At 70.2% G+C, this 16,869-nt stretch carries 10 protein-coding genes and 1 pseudogene; 2 read left to right on the top strand and 9 right to left on the bottom strand.

What is annotated here, in order from left to right:
* Positions 1-166: 166 nt before the first annotated feature.
* The 7 genes and pseudogenes from Srubr_RS24645 to Srubr_RS24615 all read right to left on the bottom strand — a co-directional run.
* Positions 167-373, bottom strand: a pseudogene (locus Srubr_RS24645) (DUF1990 family protein); the annotation flags it as partial.
* A gap of 65 nt (positions 374-438) precedes the next feature.
* A complete protein-coding gene (locus tag Srubr_RS24640) occupies positions 439-918 on the bottom strand; it encodes a hypothetical protein (protein WP_229927032.1) in 480 nt (159 codons plus the stop codon).
* Positions 887-5,533 carry a putative T7SS-secreted protein gene (locus Srubr_RS24635; RefSeq protein WP_203855050.1) on the bottom strand — a complete coding sequence of 1,549 codons (4,647 nt, stop codon included), beginning with the start codon at positions 5,531-5,533 and terminating at the stop codon, positions 887-889. The genes Srubr_RS24640 and Srubr_RS24635 overlap by 32 nt, the downstream gene beginning before the upstream one ends.
* Positions 5,533-5,781 carry a hypothetical protein gene (locus Srubr_RS24630; RefSeq protein WP_189998478.1) on the bottom strand — a complete coding sequence of 83 codons (249 nt, stop codon included), beginning with the start codon at positions 5,779-5,781 and terminating at the stop codon, positions 5,533-5,535. Before Srubr_RS24630 ends, Srubr_RS24635 begins: the two co-directional genes overlap by 1 nt.
* 213 nt (positions 5,782-5,994) lie before the next feature.
* Entirely contained in the window at positions 5,995-6,516 is a 522-nt protein-coding gene (locus tag Srubr_RS24625; RefSeq protein ID WP_189998476.1) for a DUF1990 domain-containing protein, read from the bottom strand.
* 74 nt (positions 6,517-6,590) lie between these two features.
* Positions 6,591-8,249, bottom strand: a complete 1,659-nt coding sequence (locus Srubr_RS24620; protein WP_189998474.1) for a M4 family metallopeptidase — start codon at positions 8,247-8,249, stop codon at positions 6,591-6,593.
* A 252-nt stretch (positions 8,250-8,501) separates the two neighbouring features.
* Positions 8,502-10,556, bottom strand: coding sequence for a M4 family metallopeptidase (locus tag Srubr_RS24615; RefSeq protein WP_189998473.1), 2,055 nt, complete (start codon positions 10,554-10,556; stop codon positions 8,502-8,504).
* Positions 10,557-10,936: 380 nt separating this feature from the next.
* On the opposite strand from Srubr_RS24615, the gene Srubr_RS24610 reads away from it, so the two are divergent.
* Entirely contained in the window at positions 10,937-12,793 is a 1,857-nt protein-coding gene (locus Srubr_RS24610; RefSeq protein WP_189998471.1) for an ABC transporter ATP-binding protein, read from the top strand.
* A complete protein-coding gene (locus tag Srubr_RS24605) occupies positions 12,790-14,685 on the top strand; it encodes an ABC transporter ATP-binding protein (protein ID WP_189998469.1) in 1,896 nt (631 codons plus the stop codon). Before Srubr_RS24610 ends, Srubr_RS24605 begins: the two co-directional genes overlap by 4 nt.
* Before the next feature lie 21 nt (positions 14,686-14,706).
* On the opposite strand, the gene Srubr_RS24600 is transcribed toward Srubr_RS24605, so the two are convergent.
* Positions 14,707-15,267, bottom strand: coding sequence for a GNAT family N-acetyltransferase (locus Srubr_RS24600; RefSeq protein ID WP_189998467.1), 561 nt, complete (start codon positions 15,265-15,267; stop codon positions 14,707-14,709).
* Between the two features lie 131 nt (positions 15,268-15,398).
* On the bottom strand, positions 15,399-16,811 hold the full coding sequence (locus Srubr_RS24595) for a sulfatase family protein (RefSeq protein ID WP_189998465.1): 1,413 nt from the start codon (positions 16,809-16,811) through the stop codon (positions 15,399-15,401).
* Positions 16,812-16,869 lie beyond the last annotated feature (58 nt).

The raw sequence follows: 16,869 nt of genomic DNA, 5'->3' as shown, positions 1-16,869 counted from the left end.
CGCTGAAATCGGAGACCTTATGGCGGCCGGCGCCGCGCTTGACCCCCTCTCGATCTGCCACTCCGTGAAGAGAGTGGGTCCGAGTGCTTCCGTGACATTTGGCTGCCTCAAAGTGATGTGCCGAGGAATCTTCTGACCTACAGAGGGGCGGGTCCGCACACCTGGGGCTGAAGGCGGACACCGTGAGCCAGACCGTGCCGTCGCCGGTGCGGTCGACGACGAAGGCCTCCTCGCCGCACTCGGGGTAGCCCTCAAGGGTGCCGTAGGTCCAGCCGGCGCGGCGGGGTTCCTCTGCGGTCCATATGAGGACCGCCTCGGCGGTCCTCCGGAACACCGCGTGGCCTTCGCCGAGGTGGGTGCGCGTGGCCGCTGGACCGGTGGCACCCCTCTACTCAGGCCATCAGCACCATCGGGGGCCGTCAAGCGTGGCACCGACCGTCAATGCGACATGTGGAGGAATCTCCTGATCTCGCTGATGGTTGTCTGCCATTCGGATACCTCGTGCCCCTCTTCGTCGACCGTTGATCTCGGTTCGACGGAATGCCAAGGCTCCGCGGGGTTGAAATGTTCCGGCAGGTCTTCAAGGAAAATGATCGAGTTTTGAATGAAGACGGTCTCCCCGGACCTGTAGAGGGGCCAGCAGGTGATGAAGTTGCTGTGTGACGGATCCGTGATGGACGAAATGAGGCACGACGTAGTGTCGTGTCCACCTTCCAGAATCCTTAGGCAGCTTGCCCAGCTGGTTTGGTATTGCTCCACGCCCCAATAGGTCAGATCCATTGGAAAGCTCTCTTCGAAGTCGCCCACCGTGATGTGCCCAATGGCACTCTCGCCCGCTGCGACTCCGGAGCGGGACGGCACAGACAGCACTCGGATGGAGAAGGCCTCACTTCTTGATGTAGTTGAGGTCTGCGTCATAGGTGCCAATCCTCTGTCCCCTTTTATTGAACATCTTCCAGCCGTCGGAGACATTATGGCCATCCACGTCCGGCGTTATGTAGTTCTTCCCGTTGAAGAACACCTCTTGTCCGTGTGAGTGGAAAGGTGCCTTCTGAGGAGAGATTCTCTTAGTGTATCCAAGTTCGGCAGCCCTGTCCGCGGGGGTCGCAGCGTAGAGCTCGTGATTCGCATCCCGCCGGTCTTTGACCATGTCCGGGTGATACGGGTCCCGTTCCAAGGCCGGAGATGGTGTGTAGCCCTCAGGGAGAATTTCCTTAGGTTCGCAAGGGGTTAGCCCGAGCGGATCGGCCCAGGTGTGGGGATTGTGAACGTAAGTGTCGGGGTTGGGTGCAGGTGAAAGTCCGAGGGGGTCGGGTGTGAGGTAGCGCGCTGTTTCGGGGTCGTAGTGGCGGTAGTAGTTGTAGTGGAAGCCGGTTTCGGGGTCGTAGTACTGGCCTGGGAAGCGTAGGGGGGTGTAGGTGGTGCTGTTTGTTGACCACGCCGTTGTGCCCCAGAGGGTGCTGCGGGTGTGCCAGGCGATGTCGCCCTGTTCGTCCAGCAGTTCTGTGGGGGTGCCGATGAGGTCGGTGATGATGGCGAAGAAGCGGGAGTCGATCTCCTCTTGGGGCGCGTCGGCTGCGGTGATGCGTTCCGTTTGAGCCAGGGGGCGTAGGCCCTGGTGGTCCCAGGTCAGGGTGATCGGGTGGGGGAAGGCTTCGGATGTTGTGGTTTGTTCGCAGAGCGTTGTGCCGTCCCAGGTGAAGTCCACTCGCTCCACGACTGTTTCGCCGTCCTCGCCCAGGCGGAGTTTCGCGGTGCGGCGGCCCAGGGGGTCGTAGGTGTAGCGCCAGCGAGTGCCGTCGGGGGTGACCACTGAGGTGAGGCGGTCTTCGGCGTCCCATTCGTAGTGCCAGGTGTCCGGCTTGCGAGAGAGGCGGGTTTTCTGGCGGAGGGTGATGCGGCCGAGGGCGTCGTGTTCGTAGCGGACGTTGCCGGCTCGGGTGATGCGGGTGCCGGTGTAGGTGCGGGGGCCTGTTGACTCTGCTCCGGGGTGGGTTGCCGGCCAGGCGGCTTCGGTTTGGTTGCCTGCCTCGTCGTAGGCGTAGCGTTCCGTCCAGCCTGCCGCGTGGGCCGCCGTCACCCTGCCTGTCGCGTCCAGGTCGAAGCGGCGCGTGCCGGACAACTCGTCCTCGATGGCGGTCAGGTTGCCGTCGGCCCGGTAGGTGTACCTCCGGTTTTGGACTCTGCGGCCTCCTGCGCCGGTGACCGACTGGGCCGTGAGGCGGCCCGTCGGGTCGAAGGTGTGTTGCAGGGTGATCGTGTCGCCGACCAGGCGCCTCAGTTCGTGTCCGGCCTCGTCGTAGGAGAAGTCGATCGTCCGTCCGGATGCCGTCATGCCTGTGCGGCGGCCTGCCTCGTCGTAGGACCAGGTGGTCTTCGCCCCGGTCGGGGTCACCCGGCTCGTGCGGCGGCCTAAGGCGTCGTAGGTGTACGTCACCGTGCGGCCGTCGACCGTTTCCGAGCGCAGGCGGCCGTGGCGGTCGCGGAGCAGGGTGAGGGTGGTGCCGTCGGGGCCGGTCGCGTGGGCGAGTTGGTCGGTCAGGTCGTAGGCGTAGGTCGTGACCCCGCCCGCCACGGTCTTGCGGAGTACCTGGCCCAGCGCGTTGCGGTCGAACCTCGTTTCCTCGCCGAGGGTGTTCCGTCGTGCCGCCAAGCGGCCTGCCGGGTCGTACTCGTACGTCAAGGTCCGGCCGTCGAAGTCCGTCTCGCGGGCCAGGTGGCCTGCGGGGTCGTACTCGTACGTCCAGGTCAGGCCCTGTGGGTTGGTGACCTTGGTGAGGCGTAGTTCGGTGTCGTGGGTGAATTCGTAGCGGACGCCGTCCGGGCCGGTGCGGGCGGTCAGCAGGTCGAAGTGGGTGTACTCGAAGCGGGTGACGCCGCCGAGGGGGTCGGTGTGGCTGGTGCAGTTGCCCTCGCCGTCGTACGTCCACGTTTCCGTGGTGCCGTCGGGGGCCGTGTGGCGGGTCAGTCGGCCTTCGAGCGTCCATTCCAGGCGGGTGACGCCACCGAGTGGGTCCGTGATGGCGGTCGGGAGGCCGAGGGTGTTGCGTTCGTAGCGGGTGGTCGCGCCCAGGGGGTCTGTCATCTGCACGGGGAGGCCCGTGGGGTCGCAGACCACCGTGGTCGTGTTGCCTAACGGGTCCGTCACCGAGGTCAGGTGGCCCGCCTCCGTGTAGGTGAAGCGGGTCGTCCGGCCGGCCGGGTCCGTCACCGACGTGCGGTTGCCCCGATCGTCGTAGGTCTGGTGGAACACCGTGCCGTCCGGGTTCACCACCTTCACCGGCAGGCCGAGGGCGTTGTACTCGGCCCTCGTCTCGCGGCCGTCCGGGCGGGCGACCGAGACGAGGTTGCCCGTCTCGTCGTACTCGAACGCCGTCGTGTGGCCCAACGGGTCCGTCGTGGACAGCAGACGGTTGTAGCGGTCGCGGGTGTAGTGGGTGGTCGCGCCGAGTGCGTCGGTTTCGGCGATCACCTGGCAGCGGTGGTTGATCAGGTATTGGGTGGTGTGGCCGTGTGAGTTGGTGATGGTCGTGGTGTGTTCGCCGGTGTCGGGGTCCACCGGCGAGTAGGTGAAAGTGGAGGCCAGGTGGCCGGCGTCGCCGGACTGGTGGGTGCAGCGGTCCTGGTCGTCGTAGACGTAGGTGAAGTGGCTGTCGTTGGTGTCCGTCCAGGAAGTGACGCGGCCCTGGTCGTCGTAGCCGAAGACGGTGGGGCGGCCGGAGGAGTTGACGACCTCGGTGAGGTTGCCGTCGGTGTAGCCGTAGCGGACGAGTTCCTGGTCGGTGCCGTCGGCTGCCGCGTTCGCCAGGTGCAGCGCGGTGACTCTGCCGTCCGAGCTCGACAGCAGTAGCCGGTGACCGGCCGCGGAGGCGATCGCCAGCGGGGTGCCCTCGGTGTCGTACTCGAAGGTGATCCAGTTGCCGTTTCGGTCGTTCAGCTGTTCCAGGACCGCCAGGTCCTCGGAGCGGTCTGCGAAGTGCCGTACCCGGCCCGACTCGGGGTCGGTCAAGGTGTAGCCGTCGTCCACCCGGTCCAGGGGCCAGCGCGGGCCGTGGCTGGGCAGGGTCGGCACGCCCGGGGCGGGATGGGGGTAGGCGAGCGTCACCCCGTCCTCGCCGACGAAGACGACACCCTCCACGTCGATCTCCAGGCGCTGGTCGAGGGTGGAGGACCAGGCCGGGCCGAACCAGCCACCGAGCCGGTACGACGACTCGAACTGGCGCTTGACGACGAGGGGCAGGATGCCGGGGAGCGAGACGTCGGTCTGCGGCAGCACCATCCGGCCGGTGGCGACATCGACGGGGTCCTTCTCGCAGACCTTGTCGACCGGGCGCCGGGAGACGTCCTCCGCGCCCTCCTCGACCGCGTTCCGGGCTCCCTTGCGCGCCCCTTGCTCAGCGGCTTCCTCCGCACCCTTCTTCAGCCCCAGCCGCAGACCGCTGCGTCCCAGCCCCGCGCCCTTGGTGCCGAGGAGTTCGGGCAGGAACCGGCCGCCGGATTCGGAGGGGTCCTTGCGGAACTCGTCCCACATGGTCTTGGCGGTGCGTTCGGGGTGGGCGGCGGTGGAGACCAGCCCCGAGAGCGTCATGCTGACGTTCTGCATGTACGCGGCGGGGTGGTTGAGGTTGTAGGGGTCGATGGGGTTCAGGCCGCGGACGAAGGTGCCCAGGCCGGCCGTGCCCTTGACGACGCCCCCGGCGAAGTGGGTCAGCTCGATGCCGGCGGACAGGACACCGTCGGACAGGTTGTTCTTGATGCGGTCCAGCGGCGGGGGCTCGGCCGGAGCGTGGGCGAGGGCCGTCCTGACCTTGCCCTGGGCTTCGGCGGCGGCGGTGTTGCGCTGCTTGCGGGCCTGGGCCAGCTGATGGAGCGCGGCCTGGACATCGGCCTTGCCCGGGTCCTGGAACTCGGCGGGCCGGGGGCCGGGGTCCTCGCCCGCGTGCGCCTTCTCGTTGTAGGCGGCGACCTTCTCCTTGTGGGCCTCGAACGCCTCCTTGGACGCCTTCACGCCCTTCTTGTACAGGCGCACGGCTTCCTCGGCCTGTCCTTGCGCCCACTTCACCGTGTCGGCGTACGACTCCAGCGCGCCGGCCGCCGTCTCACACGCCTGGGCGGCCTGCGCCCACTTGACCGGGTGCACACCGAACTTCTCCCGGAACGCGTCCCCGCCCTCACCCCTCCAGCCGGAGGAGTCGACCTTCTTCAAGCCCTGGCCGACCTTGTCGAAGGCGCTGTGGAAGTCCCGCAGGTGCTTCGCGCTCTGCCGGATCTTGGCCGGGTTGCCGTGGACGAGCTCGTTGGCCTCCTCACTCTCACCGAGCTGCTGCTCACCCGGGGTCGCCCCCAGATCGGAGGCGACCCCGTCGCCCCAGTCCTCCACCACATCGGCCCACTTGTGCGCCCCGACGTAGTCCAGACCGTCACCGATCTTGTCCGTCGTGTAGTCCACGCCCTTGCCGACGAGCTTCTTGCCCCGGTCGACCAGATCCTCCCCGCCGCTGAGGAGCTTGTTGGTGACATCCCCGATCCCCATCAGCCCTCCTGGCCCTGCTGCCCGGCAGCTTCGGCGCGGGCCTCGGCAGAGGGACCGAACGCCTCGTCCAGCATCTGGTCGTAACGCTCCCGCGAGACACCGACAGCACCCGCCACGTCGGCCGGTCCCACGCCCGGCACAACCGAGGAGCGCGAGGTCAGCGCATCACGGGCCGCGTCCTTCCAGCCCTGCTCACTGTTCGCCCACGCCTGACGGAACGACTCCCCGCGCGCCCTCACCGTCCGCACGTCGAGGTCTGGAGTGTCCGGTACGGACTCGGGGCTCGTCCATGTAGTCGTACAGGCGTGACCTGGGTATTCGTGTCGTCGGGATGGTGGTGTCCCCGTGGTCGAACATGCTTCGGATCATTACACTCACGCGTTGCCGTCAGCAACGCGGCACGGGTGTCCGGTGAAGAGGTTGGCGGGATCCCGTTCCACTCGGAACAAGGGGGCGTCAGGTCACGGTTGTGGCTGGTCTTCGCAGAGGCGTTTGAGGACTGTTCCGCAGCGGCGGGCGTAGGCGTGCTGGAAGCCTCTGGTGGCCGGGCCGCCTGCCTTCGCGTACCACTTGGCCGGCTTGCTGAAGGCGGACACCGTGAGCCAGACCGTGCCGTCGCCGGTGCGGTCGACGACGAAGGCCTCCTCGCCGCACTCGGGGTGGCCCTCAAGGGTGCCGTAGGCCCAGCCGGCGCGGCGGGGTTCCTCTGCGGTCCATATGACGCGGCAGGGTGCCTTGACGACGCCGGCCAGGGTGACCGTGACGTCGACGCCGGGGGCCGCGCGGTCGGCGGTGGCGTCGATGCCGACGCCCAGTGTGCGGTGCATCTCCCAGGTGAGGACCGCCTCGGCGGCCCGCCGGAACACCGCGTGGCCCTCGCCGAGGCGGGTGCGCACGAGCATGGGACGGAAGCCGGGCGGGCAGAACGTCAGGTCGTCGCGGGTCGCACCGACCGGCTCATAGGTGAAGGGCGCCGAGGACATGGGTCACAAGGGTAGGGCGGCACCCGGGACGCGCTGGTCCCGGGTGCCGCCCGCCTGTGCCGGTCCGGCAGGTACTAGTTGACGTTGACGGCGGACCACGCCGCCGCGACCGCCTTGTACTCGGTGCTGGTGGAGCCGTACAGCGCGGACGCCGCGTTCAGGGTCGCCGTGCGGGCGGCCTTGTAGTTGGTCGTCGACGTCATGTACGTGGTCAGCGCCTTGTACCAGATCTGCAGCGCCTTGGCGCGGCCGATGCCGGTGACGGTGGAGCCGTTGTACGTCGGCGAGTTGTAGCTGACGCCGTTGATCGTCTTCGCGCCGCTGCCCTCCGCGAGGAGGTAGAAGAAGTGGTTCGCGACGCCGGACGAGTAGTGGACGTCCTTGTTGCCGACCGTGGAGGACCAGTAGTCCGCCGAGCCGCCGTCCTTGCTGGGCTTGTCCATGTAGCGCAGCGGGGTGCCGTCGCCGTTGATGTCGATCTTCTCGCCGATGAGGTAGTCACCGGGGTCGGACGCGTTGTTGGCGAAGAACTCCACGCCCGTGCCGAAGATATCGCTGGTGGCCTCGTTCAGGCCGCCGGACTCACCGGAGTAGTTGAGGCCCGCGGTGTTCGAGGTGACGCCGTGGCTCATCTCGTGGCCGGCCACGTCGATCGAGGTCAGCGGGCTGGCGTTGCCGTAGCCGTCGCCGTAGGTCATGCAGAAGCAGCTGTCGTCCCAGAACGCGTTGACGTACGCGTTGCCGTAGTGCACACGGGAGTAGGCGCCGACACCGCTGTTCTTGATGCCGTTGCGGCCGAAGGTGCTCTTGTAGAAGTCCCAGGTCAGGCCCGCGCCGTAGGCGGCGTCGGCGGCCGCCGTCTGGTCCGAGGAGGAGGTGGAGGCGGTGCCGGTGCCGAAGACGTTGGTCGAGTTGGCCACCAGGGTGCCCGTGCCGGACGTCTTGCGGGCCAGGTTGTACGTCTTGTGGTTGCCCCGCGCGCTGTCGGTGAGCTGGTACGTCGACCCCGACTGCACGGAGTTGAGGGTGACCGTGCCGGAGTACAGCGTCTTGCCGGTCGCGTTCTCGATGCCCTGGTACTCGTAGAGCTTCTTGCCGGTGGCCGCGTCGGTGATGACGTGCAGCTGGTTCGGGGTGCCGTCGTCCTGGAAGCCGCCGACGATCGTCTCGTAGGCGAGGACGGGCTTGCCGGAGCCGGCCCAGACGACCTGGCGGGCGCCGTCCGCGGTGGTCTTGGCGGAGCCGAGCGCCTTGGCGGCGGACACGGCCTGCTGTTCGGCCTTGGCGGCGGTGATCTGCGGCTTGAGCGAGGCCGGCTTCAGGGCCGCGGGATTGGCCTTGGTGACGCCCTGGGTCGCGCCGGACTTGGCGGTGTGGACGATCAGGTCGCCGCCGAGGACCGGAAGGCCCGCGTAGGTGCGCTCGTAGCGGGTGTGCAGCGTGCCGTCGGCGTCCTTGACGACGTCCTTGGCGACCAGCTTCTCCTGGGCGCCGAGGCCTATGTGCCGCGCGGTCTCGGTGGCGTCGGCCTGGGCCTGCTGGATCAGGGAGGTGCGGGCCGCGGCGGTCAGCGCGGTCGGGGCGGCGGCCAGGGGCTTGGCAGCGGCGGCGGCTTCGGTCGGGGCCTGCGCGTTGGCACTGGTGGTCAGACCGGTGGAGAGCAGGGCTCCGGCGGCGACAGCGGTGGCGATGGCCAGGGTGGTGCGCTTGTGACGCGCGTAGAGGGGGCTCACGGAAGCTCCTTCTCGTGGGGGAGTCCGGTCAGTGCGGGGTTACTGGCCGGCGTGTGTGGCGTTGTGAAGTTGCTGTGCTGCTGCGGCGGGTGGAGAGAGAGTGACATCAAGGACGCGGACATGTCAGGACCCTGAAGTGATGTTGGCTGAAAATCGACCAGCCGGTGAACGTTTCGGGGGTGTTAACCGGCGCCGCCCGAGGGGGTCCCGCCCCCGGGCGGCGCCGTCAACTCCGGCCTTTCGCCCTGCTGTTTACGGGAAGGTCAGCTTCCAGCCGTTGATCGTCCCGGTGTCGTAGGTGGCTTGATCCTGTACCCGCAGCTTCCAGGTCCCGTTGGCCGATTCCGCCGCCGCGTTGACCGTGTAGGTCTCGTTGACGCCGTCCGCCGAGTCCGAGGAGCTGTAGCCCTTCAGCCGGTAGGCGGTGCCCGACGGGCCGACGAGATCGATCACCAGGTCGCCCCGGTAGGTGTGCGCGATGTCCACGCTCACCTGGAGGTTGGCCGGCGCGTTCCCGGTCCGGCCGGTGACGGTGATGTCCGAGGTGACGGCCGCTCCGTTGTCCGGGATGGCCACCGGCGTGCCGCTCTCGTACGAGGTGCCGCCGCCCCCGCCGCCGCCGGAGCGGGCGCCGACCCCGATGCCCGCCCAGGCGTCCTGCACCGCCTTGTACTCGGCGCTGGTGGTGCCGTACAGCTCGCCGGCCGCCGCGAGGGTGCCGGTGCGGGCGCCCGCGTAGTTGGTGGTGGACGTCCACTTGGTGGTCAGCGCCCGGTACCAGATCTGCAGCGCCTTGTCCCGGCCGATGCCGGTGACCGGAAGGCCGTCCGCGGTGGGCGAGTTGTAGCTGACGCCGTTGACGACCTTGGCGCCGCTGCCCTCGCTCAGCAGGTAGAAGAAGTGGTTCGCCGGGCCGGACGAGTAGTGCACGTCCACGCCGCCGATGCCCGAGTACCAGTTGTCCTTGGACGCGCCGTCCTTGCTGGGCTTGTCCATGTAGCGCAGCGGGGTGCCGTTGCCGTTGATGTCGATCTTCTCGCCGACCAGGTAGTCCCCGACGTCGGTGGAGTTGTTCGCGTAGAACTCCACGCCCGCGGCCATGATGTCGCTGGTCGCCTCGTTCAGGCCGCCGGACTCACCGCTGTAGTTCAGGTTCGCGGTGGCCGAGGTGACGCCGTGGCTCATCTCGTGGGCGGCCACGTCGATCGAGGTCAGCGGCTTGGCGTTGCCGGAGCCGTCGCCGTAGGTCATGCAGAAGCAGCTGTCGGTCCAGAACGCGTTGACGTACGCGTTGCCGTAGTGGACGCGGGAGTAGGCGCCGACACCGTTGTTCTTGATGCCGTTGCGGCCGAAGGCGCTCTTGTAGAAGTCCCAGGTGAGCGCGGCGCCGTAGTGGGCGTCCGCGCCCGCGGTGGCCGCGTTGGAGCTGGTGCCGTTGCCCCAGGTGTCCGAGGACTGCGAGAACAGCGTGCCGGTGCCGGAGGTGCCGCGGTTGAGGTTGTACGTCTTGTGGCCGCCGCGCGCCCCGTCGGTGAGGTTGTACGTCGAGCCCGACTGGGTCGTGGTCAGCGTGACCTGCCCGCTGTACTGGGTGTTGCCCACGCCGTTCTTGACGCCCTGGTACTCGTAGAGCTTCTCGCCGGTGGCCGCGTCCGTGATGACGTGCAGCTCGTTGGGGGTGCCGTCCTCCTGGAGCCCGCCGACCACCGTCTCGTAGGCCAGCACCGGCTTGCCGGTCGCGGCCCAGATCACCTTGCGGACGCTGTCCGCGGCCGGCTTGGTCCCGCCGAGCGCCTTCGCCCGCCCCACGGCCTGCCGCTCCGCCGCCGCCTTCGGCACCGCCGGGGTGAGGCCGGCGACCTTCAGCGTGGCGTTGGTGGCCCGCACCACCTCCATGGTCTTGCCGGCGGTGTCGGTGGCCACGACCAGGTCGCCGCCGAGCACCGGCAGGCCCGCGTAGGTGCGCTCGTAGCGGGTGTGCAGGGTGCCGTCGGCGTCCTTGACCACGTCCTTGACGACCAGCTTCTCCTGGTCGCCCAGGCCGAGTTGGCGGGCGGCGGCGTCCCGGCCCGCGTCGGCGTGCCGGATCAGTTCGGCGCGCTGCGAGGGGGTCAGCTTGACCGCCGTGTGCGCCGGGTTCGCCTGGCCCGGCCGCGGTGCCTGCGGGGTGGCGGTGGCGGCGCCGGCCTGGACGGCGGCGGCGATCAGGGCGGCGACGCCGGCGAGGGCGACGGTGGCGGTGCGGTGGTGCGCGGTGCGGCGCCGTGCGGTGTGGGAGGTGCGTCCGCGAGAGGAACTGCTTCTCAACACTGACTCCTTCTGCGAGACCGCGGGTCGCGCGGCCAGGGGAGACCGGACGGTGGGTTCGGGCGTCCGGGCAGAACAGGGCGTTACGCGGAACCAGGTGCGGGTGCTCGGCCGGCCCACGCGCGTACGAGAGGGCTGTGGGGTCGCTGTGAGTCGGCCTGGGAAGAGTGGCAGGAGATCCCGCCACCTGTCAGGAGCGCATCACAAACTTGGCCGGAAATGGTTCGTTGACCGGATGTTCATGTTCGGTATGCGAACTGTTGGGGCGCGGTGTTCTGGGGAGGCCCGCCCCTGCGACCCCGGTCCTAGGTCCGATGTCCCGGTGAGGTACGGCCAAAACTCGATGGGCCTCGCCGGGGACGGTCCGTACGCTCGCGATGATGTCCACTACACGTTCGACCGCCGACCGTTCCGCCGTACGCACCCTGCTGCGCCTGTGGCCGTACGTGCGCCCCGTGCGCGCCCGGCTGTTCACCGCGGCGCTCGTCGCGGTCGTCGCCTCCTGCACCGGGCTGGTGATCCCGCTCGTGCTGAAGTGGCTGGTGGACGGGCCGGTCGCCGACCACGACCCGGCGGGCGTGTGGCTCGGCGCGCTCTACCTGCTGCTGCTCGGCATCGCCGAGGCGGTCCTGTTCGGCATCCGGCGCTGGCTCGTGGCCCGGCCGCTGTCCCGCGTCGAGGCGGAGCTGCGGGCGGACCTGTACCGCCGGCTGCAACGCCTGCCGGTGGCCTTCCACGACCGCTGGGCGTCCGGCCAGTTGCTCTCGCGCGGCACCACCGACCTGATGCTGCTGCGCGTGTTCCTCGCCTTTCCGCTGACCTTCCTGCTGGTCAACGGCGTGACGATCCTGGTCGGCGTGTCCATCATGCTGGTGCAGGACTGGATGCTGGGCCTGGTCATCCTCGGCCCGGCCGTCCCCGTGATGTGGACCTGCGCGGTCTTCGAACGGCGGTACGCGCAGGTGGCCCGGCGCGCCCAGGACCAGGTCGGGGACCTGACCACGGTGGTCGAGGAGAGCGTGCTCGGCATCCGCGTCGTCAAGGGCTTCGGCCGGCACCGCAGCCAGGCGCGCGCCTTCCGGGAACTGGCCGGCCGGCTGCGGGGCACGGAACTGCGCAAGGCGCGGCTGCTCGCCACCATCTGGGGCGTCATCGTGGCGCTGCCCGAGGTGGCCATCGGGGCGGCCCTGGTCCTCGGCGCCGTCCGCGTCGCCGACGGCGAGCTGTCCGCGGGCACGCTGGTCGCCTTCCTCAGCACCGCGCTGGCGCTGCGCTGGCCCGTCGACTCCATCGGCTTCCTGCTGGCGATGAGCCAGGAGGCGGCGACGGCGACGGAACGCTACTTCGAGGTGATGGACGAGGAGGTGGAGGGGAGCGGCGAGGGCACCGCGCCGGGAACCGCGGGGGCGGGTGAGGCTCAGCCCGAGTCCAGAGCCCGTACCGCGCCCGTCCCCGCATCGGGCCCGGCGTCCCGGGCCGAGGCGGGCGCCGCATCCGGGATCCGGTTCGAGGGGGTGCGGTTCCGGTATCCCGACGCGCCTGCCGGCTCCCCGCCCCTCCTCGACGGCATCGACCTGCACATACGGGCCGGGGAGTCCATGGCCCTGGTCGGCGCCACCGGCAGCGGGAAGACCACGCTCACCGCCCTCGTCCCGCGCCTGTACGAGGTCACCTCCGGCCGGATCACGCTGAACGGCGTGGACATCACCGGGATACCCCGCGAGGAGCTGCGTGCCAGGGTCGCCGTGGCCTTCGAGGAACCCACCCTGTTCTCGGCCGGCGTCGGCGAGAACGTGCTGATGGGCGCCCCGGACGGGGCCGGGAAGCCCGAACTGGACCGGGCCCTCGCCATCGCCCGGGCCGACTTCGCGCACGCGCTGCCGCAGGGCACCGACACCCGCGTGGGCGAGCAGGGCCTCAGCCTGTCCGGCGGCCAGCGCCAGCGTCTCGCGCTGGCCCGCGCGGTGGTCGGCCGGCCGGAGTTCCTCGTGCTGGACGACCCGCTGTCCGCCCTGGACGTGCACACCGAGGCCGCCGTGGAGGCCGCGCTGCGGCAGGTCCTCGCCGACACCACGGCGCTGATCGTCGCCCACCGCCCGTCCACGGTGCTGCTCGCCGACCGGGTCGCCCTGCTCTCGGGCGGCCGGATCGCGGCCGTCGGCACCCACCGGCAACTGCTGCGCGACAACGCCGAGTACGCCCATCTGATGTCCGGGGAACGGGAGGACTCCCGATGACCACCACGTCCGCCTCCACCCCCGCCTCCACCCCCGCCGTCACCGTCGGCGAACCCGGCCGCACCCAGGACCCGGACGGCGACGGCGGCGCGGGCGGCCGGGGCGACGCCTTCGACCGGGACGTCCTGCCCGTCCCGCCCGGCGCCACCGCCGCCCTGCTGCGCTCGCTGCTCGCGCCGATGAAGGCCCGGGTCGCGGTCACCACGCTCCTGCTGCTGCTCCAGCAGGCGGCGGTGCAGGCGGGCCCGCTGCTGGTGGCGTACGCCATCGACACCGCCGTACCGGCCATCCGGCACGACCGCGACGGCCCGCTGATCGCGATCGCCGCCGGCTATCTGCTGTGCGCCCTCGCCTCGGGCGCTTTGCAGTTCGCGTTCATCGAGGTCTCCGCGCGGGTCAGCCAGGACGTGCTGCTGGACCTCAGGGGCCGGATCTTCCGGCACGCGCAGGCGCTGAGCATCGACTTCCACGAGCGGTACACCTCGGGCCGGCTGATCTCCCGGGCCACCACGGACGTGGAGTCGCTGCGCGAACTCCTCGACGAGGGGCTCCAGGAACTGGTGACCGTCATCCTGTCCTTCATCTCCGTCTCGGCCCTGCTGCTCTGGCTGGACCTCGGCCTCGGCGCGGTCGCGGTGGCGTCCTTCGGGCCGCTGTACCTGCTCGTCCGGATCTACCGGCGGCGCGCCGGGCGGGTGTACGGCGCGAAGTCCACGGCGATGGCGGCGGTGATCGTGAAGTTCACGGAGACGATGAACGGCATCCGCCCGGTGCGTGCCTTCCGCCGGGAGGCAGCGAACGAGGCCGAGTTCGCGATCCTGAACGCCCGGCACGAGCGCAGGAACGGGGACGCGCTGCTGGAGATGGCCCGCTATGTGGTCGGCTCCCGGCTGGTGGCCAACACGGCGGTCGCGGCGATCGTGCTGTGGGGCGCCCACCGGGTGGCCTCCGGCTCGCTGGAGCTGGGTGTGCTGGCGGCGGCGGTGCTGTACCTGCGCCGCCTGTACGACCCGATCGACCGGCTCGGCATGTTCCTGAACTCCTACCAGTCGGCCGCCGCGTCCCTGGAGAAGATCGCCGGTCTGCTGGCCCAGGAGCCGACCGTGCCCGAACCGGGGGTGCCACGCCAGCTCCCGCCACGCGCGGGCGACGTCCCGGGACGTGAAGTGGTGTTCGACGGGGTCCGGTTCGGCTACCGCACCGGCGGCGAGGTGCTGCCCCGCTTCGACCTCACCCTGCCCGCCGGACAGACGGTGGCGGTCGTCGGCTCCACCGGCGCGGGCAAGTCCACCCTGGCCAAGCTGCTCGCCCGGTTCTACGACCCCTCCGCCGGGCGGGTGCTGCTGGACGGCGTGGACCTGCGCGAGCTGTCCACGGCCGAACTGCGGCGTGGCGTGGTCATGGTGACGCAGGAGGCGTTCCTGTTCTCCGGCACGGTCGCCGACAACATCGGCCTCGGCCGGCCCGACGCCGGCCGGGAGGAGATCGAGCGGGCGGCGAAGGCCATCGGCGCGCACGAGTTCATCAACGCGCTGCCCGACGGCTACGACACCGACGTCCGCAAGCGCGGCGGCCGCATCTCGGCGGGCCAGCGCCAACTGGTCGCTTTCGCACGGGCGTTGCTCGCCGATCCGGCCGTGCTGATCCTGGACGAGGCGACCAGTTCGCTGGACGTGCCGGGGGAGCGGGCGGTGCAGCGGGCGATGGCGACGGTGCTGCGGGGCCGCACCGCCGTGGTCATCGCCCACCGGCTGTCCACCGTCGAGATCGCGGACCGGGTCCTGGTGATGGAGGGCGGCCGGATCGTCGAGGACGGCACCCCGGCCGAACTCGTCGCGGGCACGGGCCGGTTCGCGGACCTCCACCGGGCGTGGCGGGACAGCCTGGCATGACCGGCCGGCGGCCCGCACGCGTCAGTTCGACGGTGGGCCGTCGTGCAGAATCCTCTGGAAAAGACGGTGGTCCCGCCATTCCCCGTCGATGTGCAGGTAGCGCGGGGCCATGCCGATCGGCTCGAAACCGTTCTTGCTCAGCACGCGTTGTGACGGCGCGTTGTCGGGGAGCGTGGTGGCCTCGATGCGGTGCAGGCCGATGATGTCGCGGGCCGCGCGGCAGACGCTCGCCACTCCGGCACCGGCCAGCCCCCGGTTCTGCTGGTCGGCGGCCACCCAATACCCCAGATGGGCGCTGCAGAAGGGCCCGAACGCCATTCCCGAGAGGGTGATCGTGCCGATGACGGCGCCGTCGCTCTCGAGGACCCAGGGCACCGCACGCTGTTCCGCGAACTGCTTCAGTTGCTCACGGATGCGTGCGGCCTGGCCTTCGACCGTGAAGAAACTCTCCGGGCGGCGGGGTTCCCACGGAGCCAGGTGGTCCCGGTTCGCGGTATACGCGCGATGCAGTGCCTCCGCGTCGTCGAGGGAGACGAGCCGCAACCGGGTCCCGCCGGGCAGCACTTCTTCAGGAATGATCATCCGGTCACGGTAGCCCGCGCAACCCGCGGGCCAGTGCGAGGAGTCGGCGGAGTCCCAGCCGCTTCCGCCCGTCCGGCCCGGCGGATGGTCCCTCGGGCGTGAACTCCGCGTCCCGGCCCCGGGTGTGCCGGTCAGGAGCCGGCGGTGTACGGCAGCAGCCCCCGTGCTATGTCCTCCCACGCCCCCTTCAGCTCGGCCAGCAGTTCCGGACGGGCGGCGGCCAGGTCGGCCTGTTCGCGCAGGTCGGTGGCGAGGTCGTAGAGGTGGTCGGTGCCGGTGGTGTCCTGGTAGTACTTCCAGTCACCCCGGCGCAGCGCCCGGTTGCCCCGGACCCGCCAGAACAGGTCGCGTTCGGGCAGGCGTTCGCCGCGCAGCAGGTAGCCCGCGAGGCTGGTGCCGTCCAGCGGATGCGCCGGGTCGGGGCGGGCGCCGCCGAGTTCCAGCAGGGTCGCGGTCCAGTCGGGGGAGAAGTTCGGTTCGTGGCTGACCTGGTGGCCGTCGATCCGGGCCGGCCAGCGCAGGATGGCCGGCACCCGGATGCCGCCCTCCTGGAGACCGGCCTTCTGCCCGCTCAGCGGCCACTGGTACGACCAGCGCTCACCGCCGTTGTCGCTGGCGAACAGCACCAGCGTGTTCTCCTCCTGCCCGGAGCGGCGCAGCGCGGCCAGCACCTCGCCGACGGCCGCGTCCAGGCTCTGCACCATCTCGGTGTACTTGGCGACCGAGCCCCCGTCCCGGTGCCCCAGGGCCGCCGTGGCCTGGGCCGGTGTCGTCGCCGCCCGGACCCGAGCGGCGATCTCGGCGCCGGTCGCCGCGTCGCCCTCGGCCAGCCAGGGCCAGTGCGGGGTGGTGAAGTTGAGGTTGAGCAGCCAGGGCCGGCGGTGTCCGCGGCCGACGTACTCGACGGCCCGCTCGGTCAGCACGGTGGTGTAGTAGCGCAGGTCGTGGTACTCGGCGTCGCCCTCGTACAGGTCGTAGTCGCCGAGCTGGCCCAGCTTGGAGAAGTACTCCAGGACCCCGCCGAAGTTGCCGAAGAACTCGTCCCAGCCGGACTTGGTGGGGCTGTAGTCGGGCAGCCAGCCGCAGTGCCACTTGCCGATCAGGGCCGTGTCGTAGCCGGCCTTCTTCAGCAGGGAGGCGAGCGTGGGATGGCCCGGGTCCAGGCCCTGGGACCGGTCGGCCACCGGTTCGGCCAGGCCGCCCTCGGTACGGCCCGGGTAGCGGCCGGTGTAGAGGCTGAAGCGGGTCGGCGAGCAGGTCGCCGAGCCGGAGTAGGCGTCGGTGAAGCGCACCCCCTGGCGGGCCAGCCGGTCCAGGTTCGGGGTCTTGATGTGCGGTGCGCCGTACGCGGAGAGGTCGGCCCAGCCCAGGTCGTCACCGAGGATGACCAGGAAGTTGGGGCGGGACCCGGCAGCGGCGGCGGGGCGGGAGCGGAAGGGGCGTTCGGCGGGGGCGGCCTGGGCGGGCGACGCGGCACCGGTGACGGTGGAGACCGCGCCGCCGCCGAGCAGACCGCCGAAGGCACGGCGGGACATGTCGGACATGCGGGATCCTCGAAACGGCCGTGCCCCGTGACGGGGCACGGCGGGGTGAAGGAGGGAA

The organism is Streptomyces rubradiris, from assembly GCF_016860525.1.
Classification (GTDB): Bacteria; Actinomycetota; Actinomycetes; order Streptomycetales; family Streptomycetaceae; genus Streptomyces; species Streptomyces rubradiris.
The sequence above is the reverse complement of the archived record's forward strand: the minus strand, read 5'-3'. Positions and strand labels throughout refer to the sequence as shown.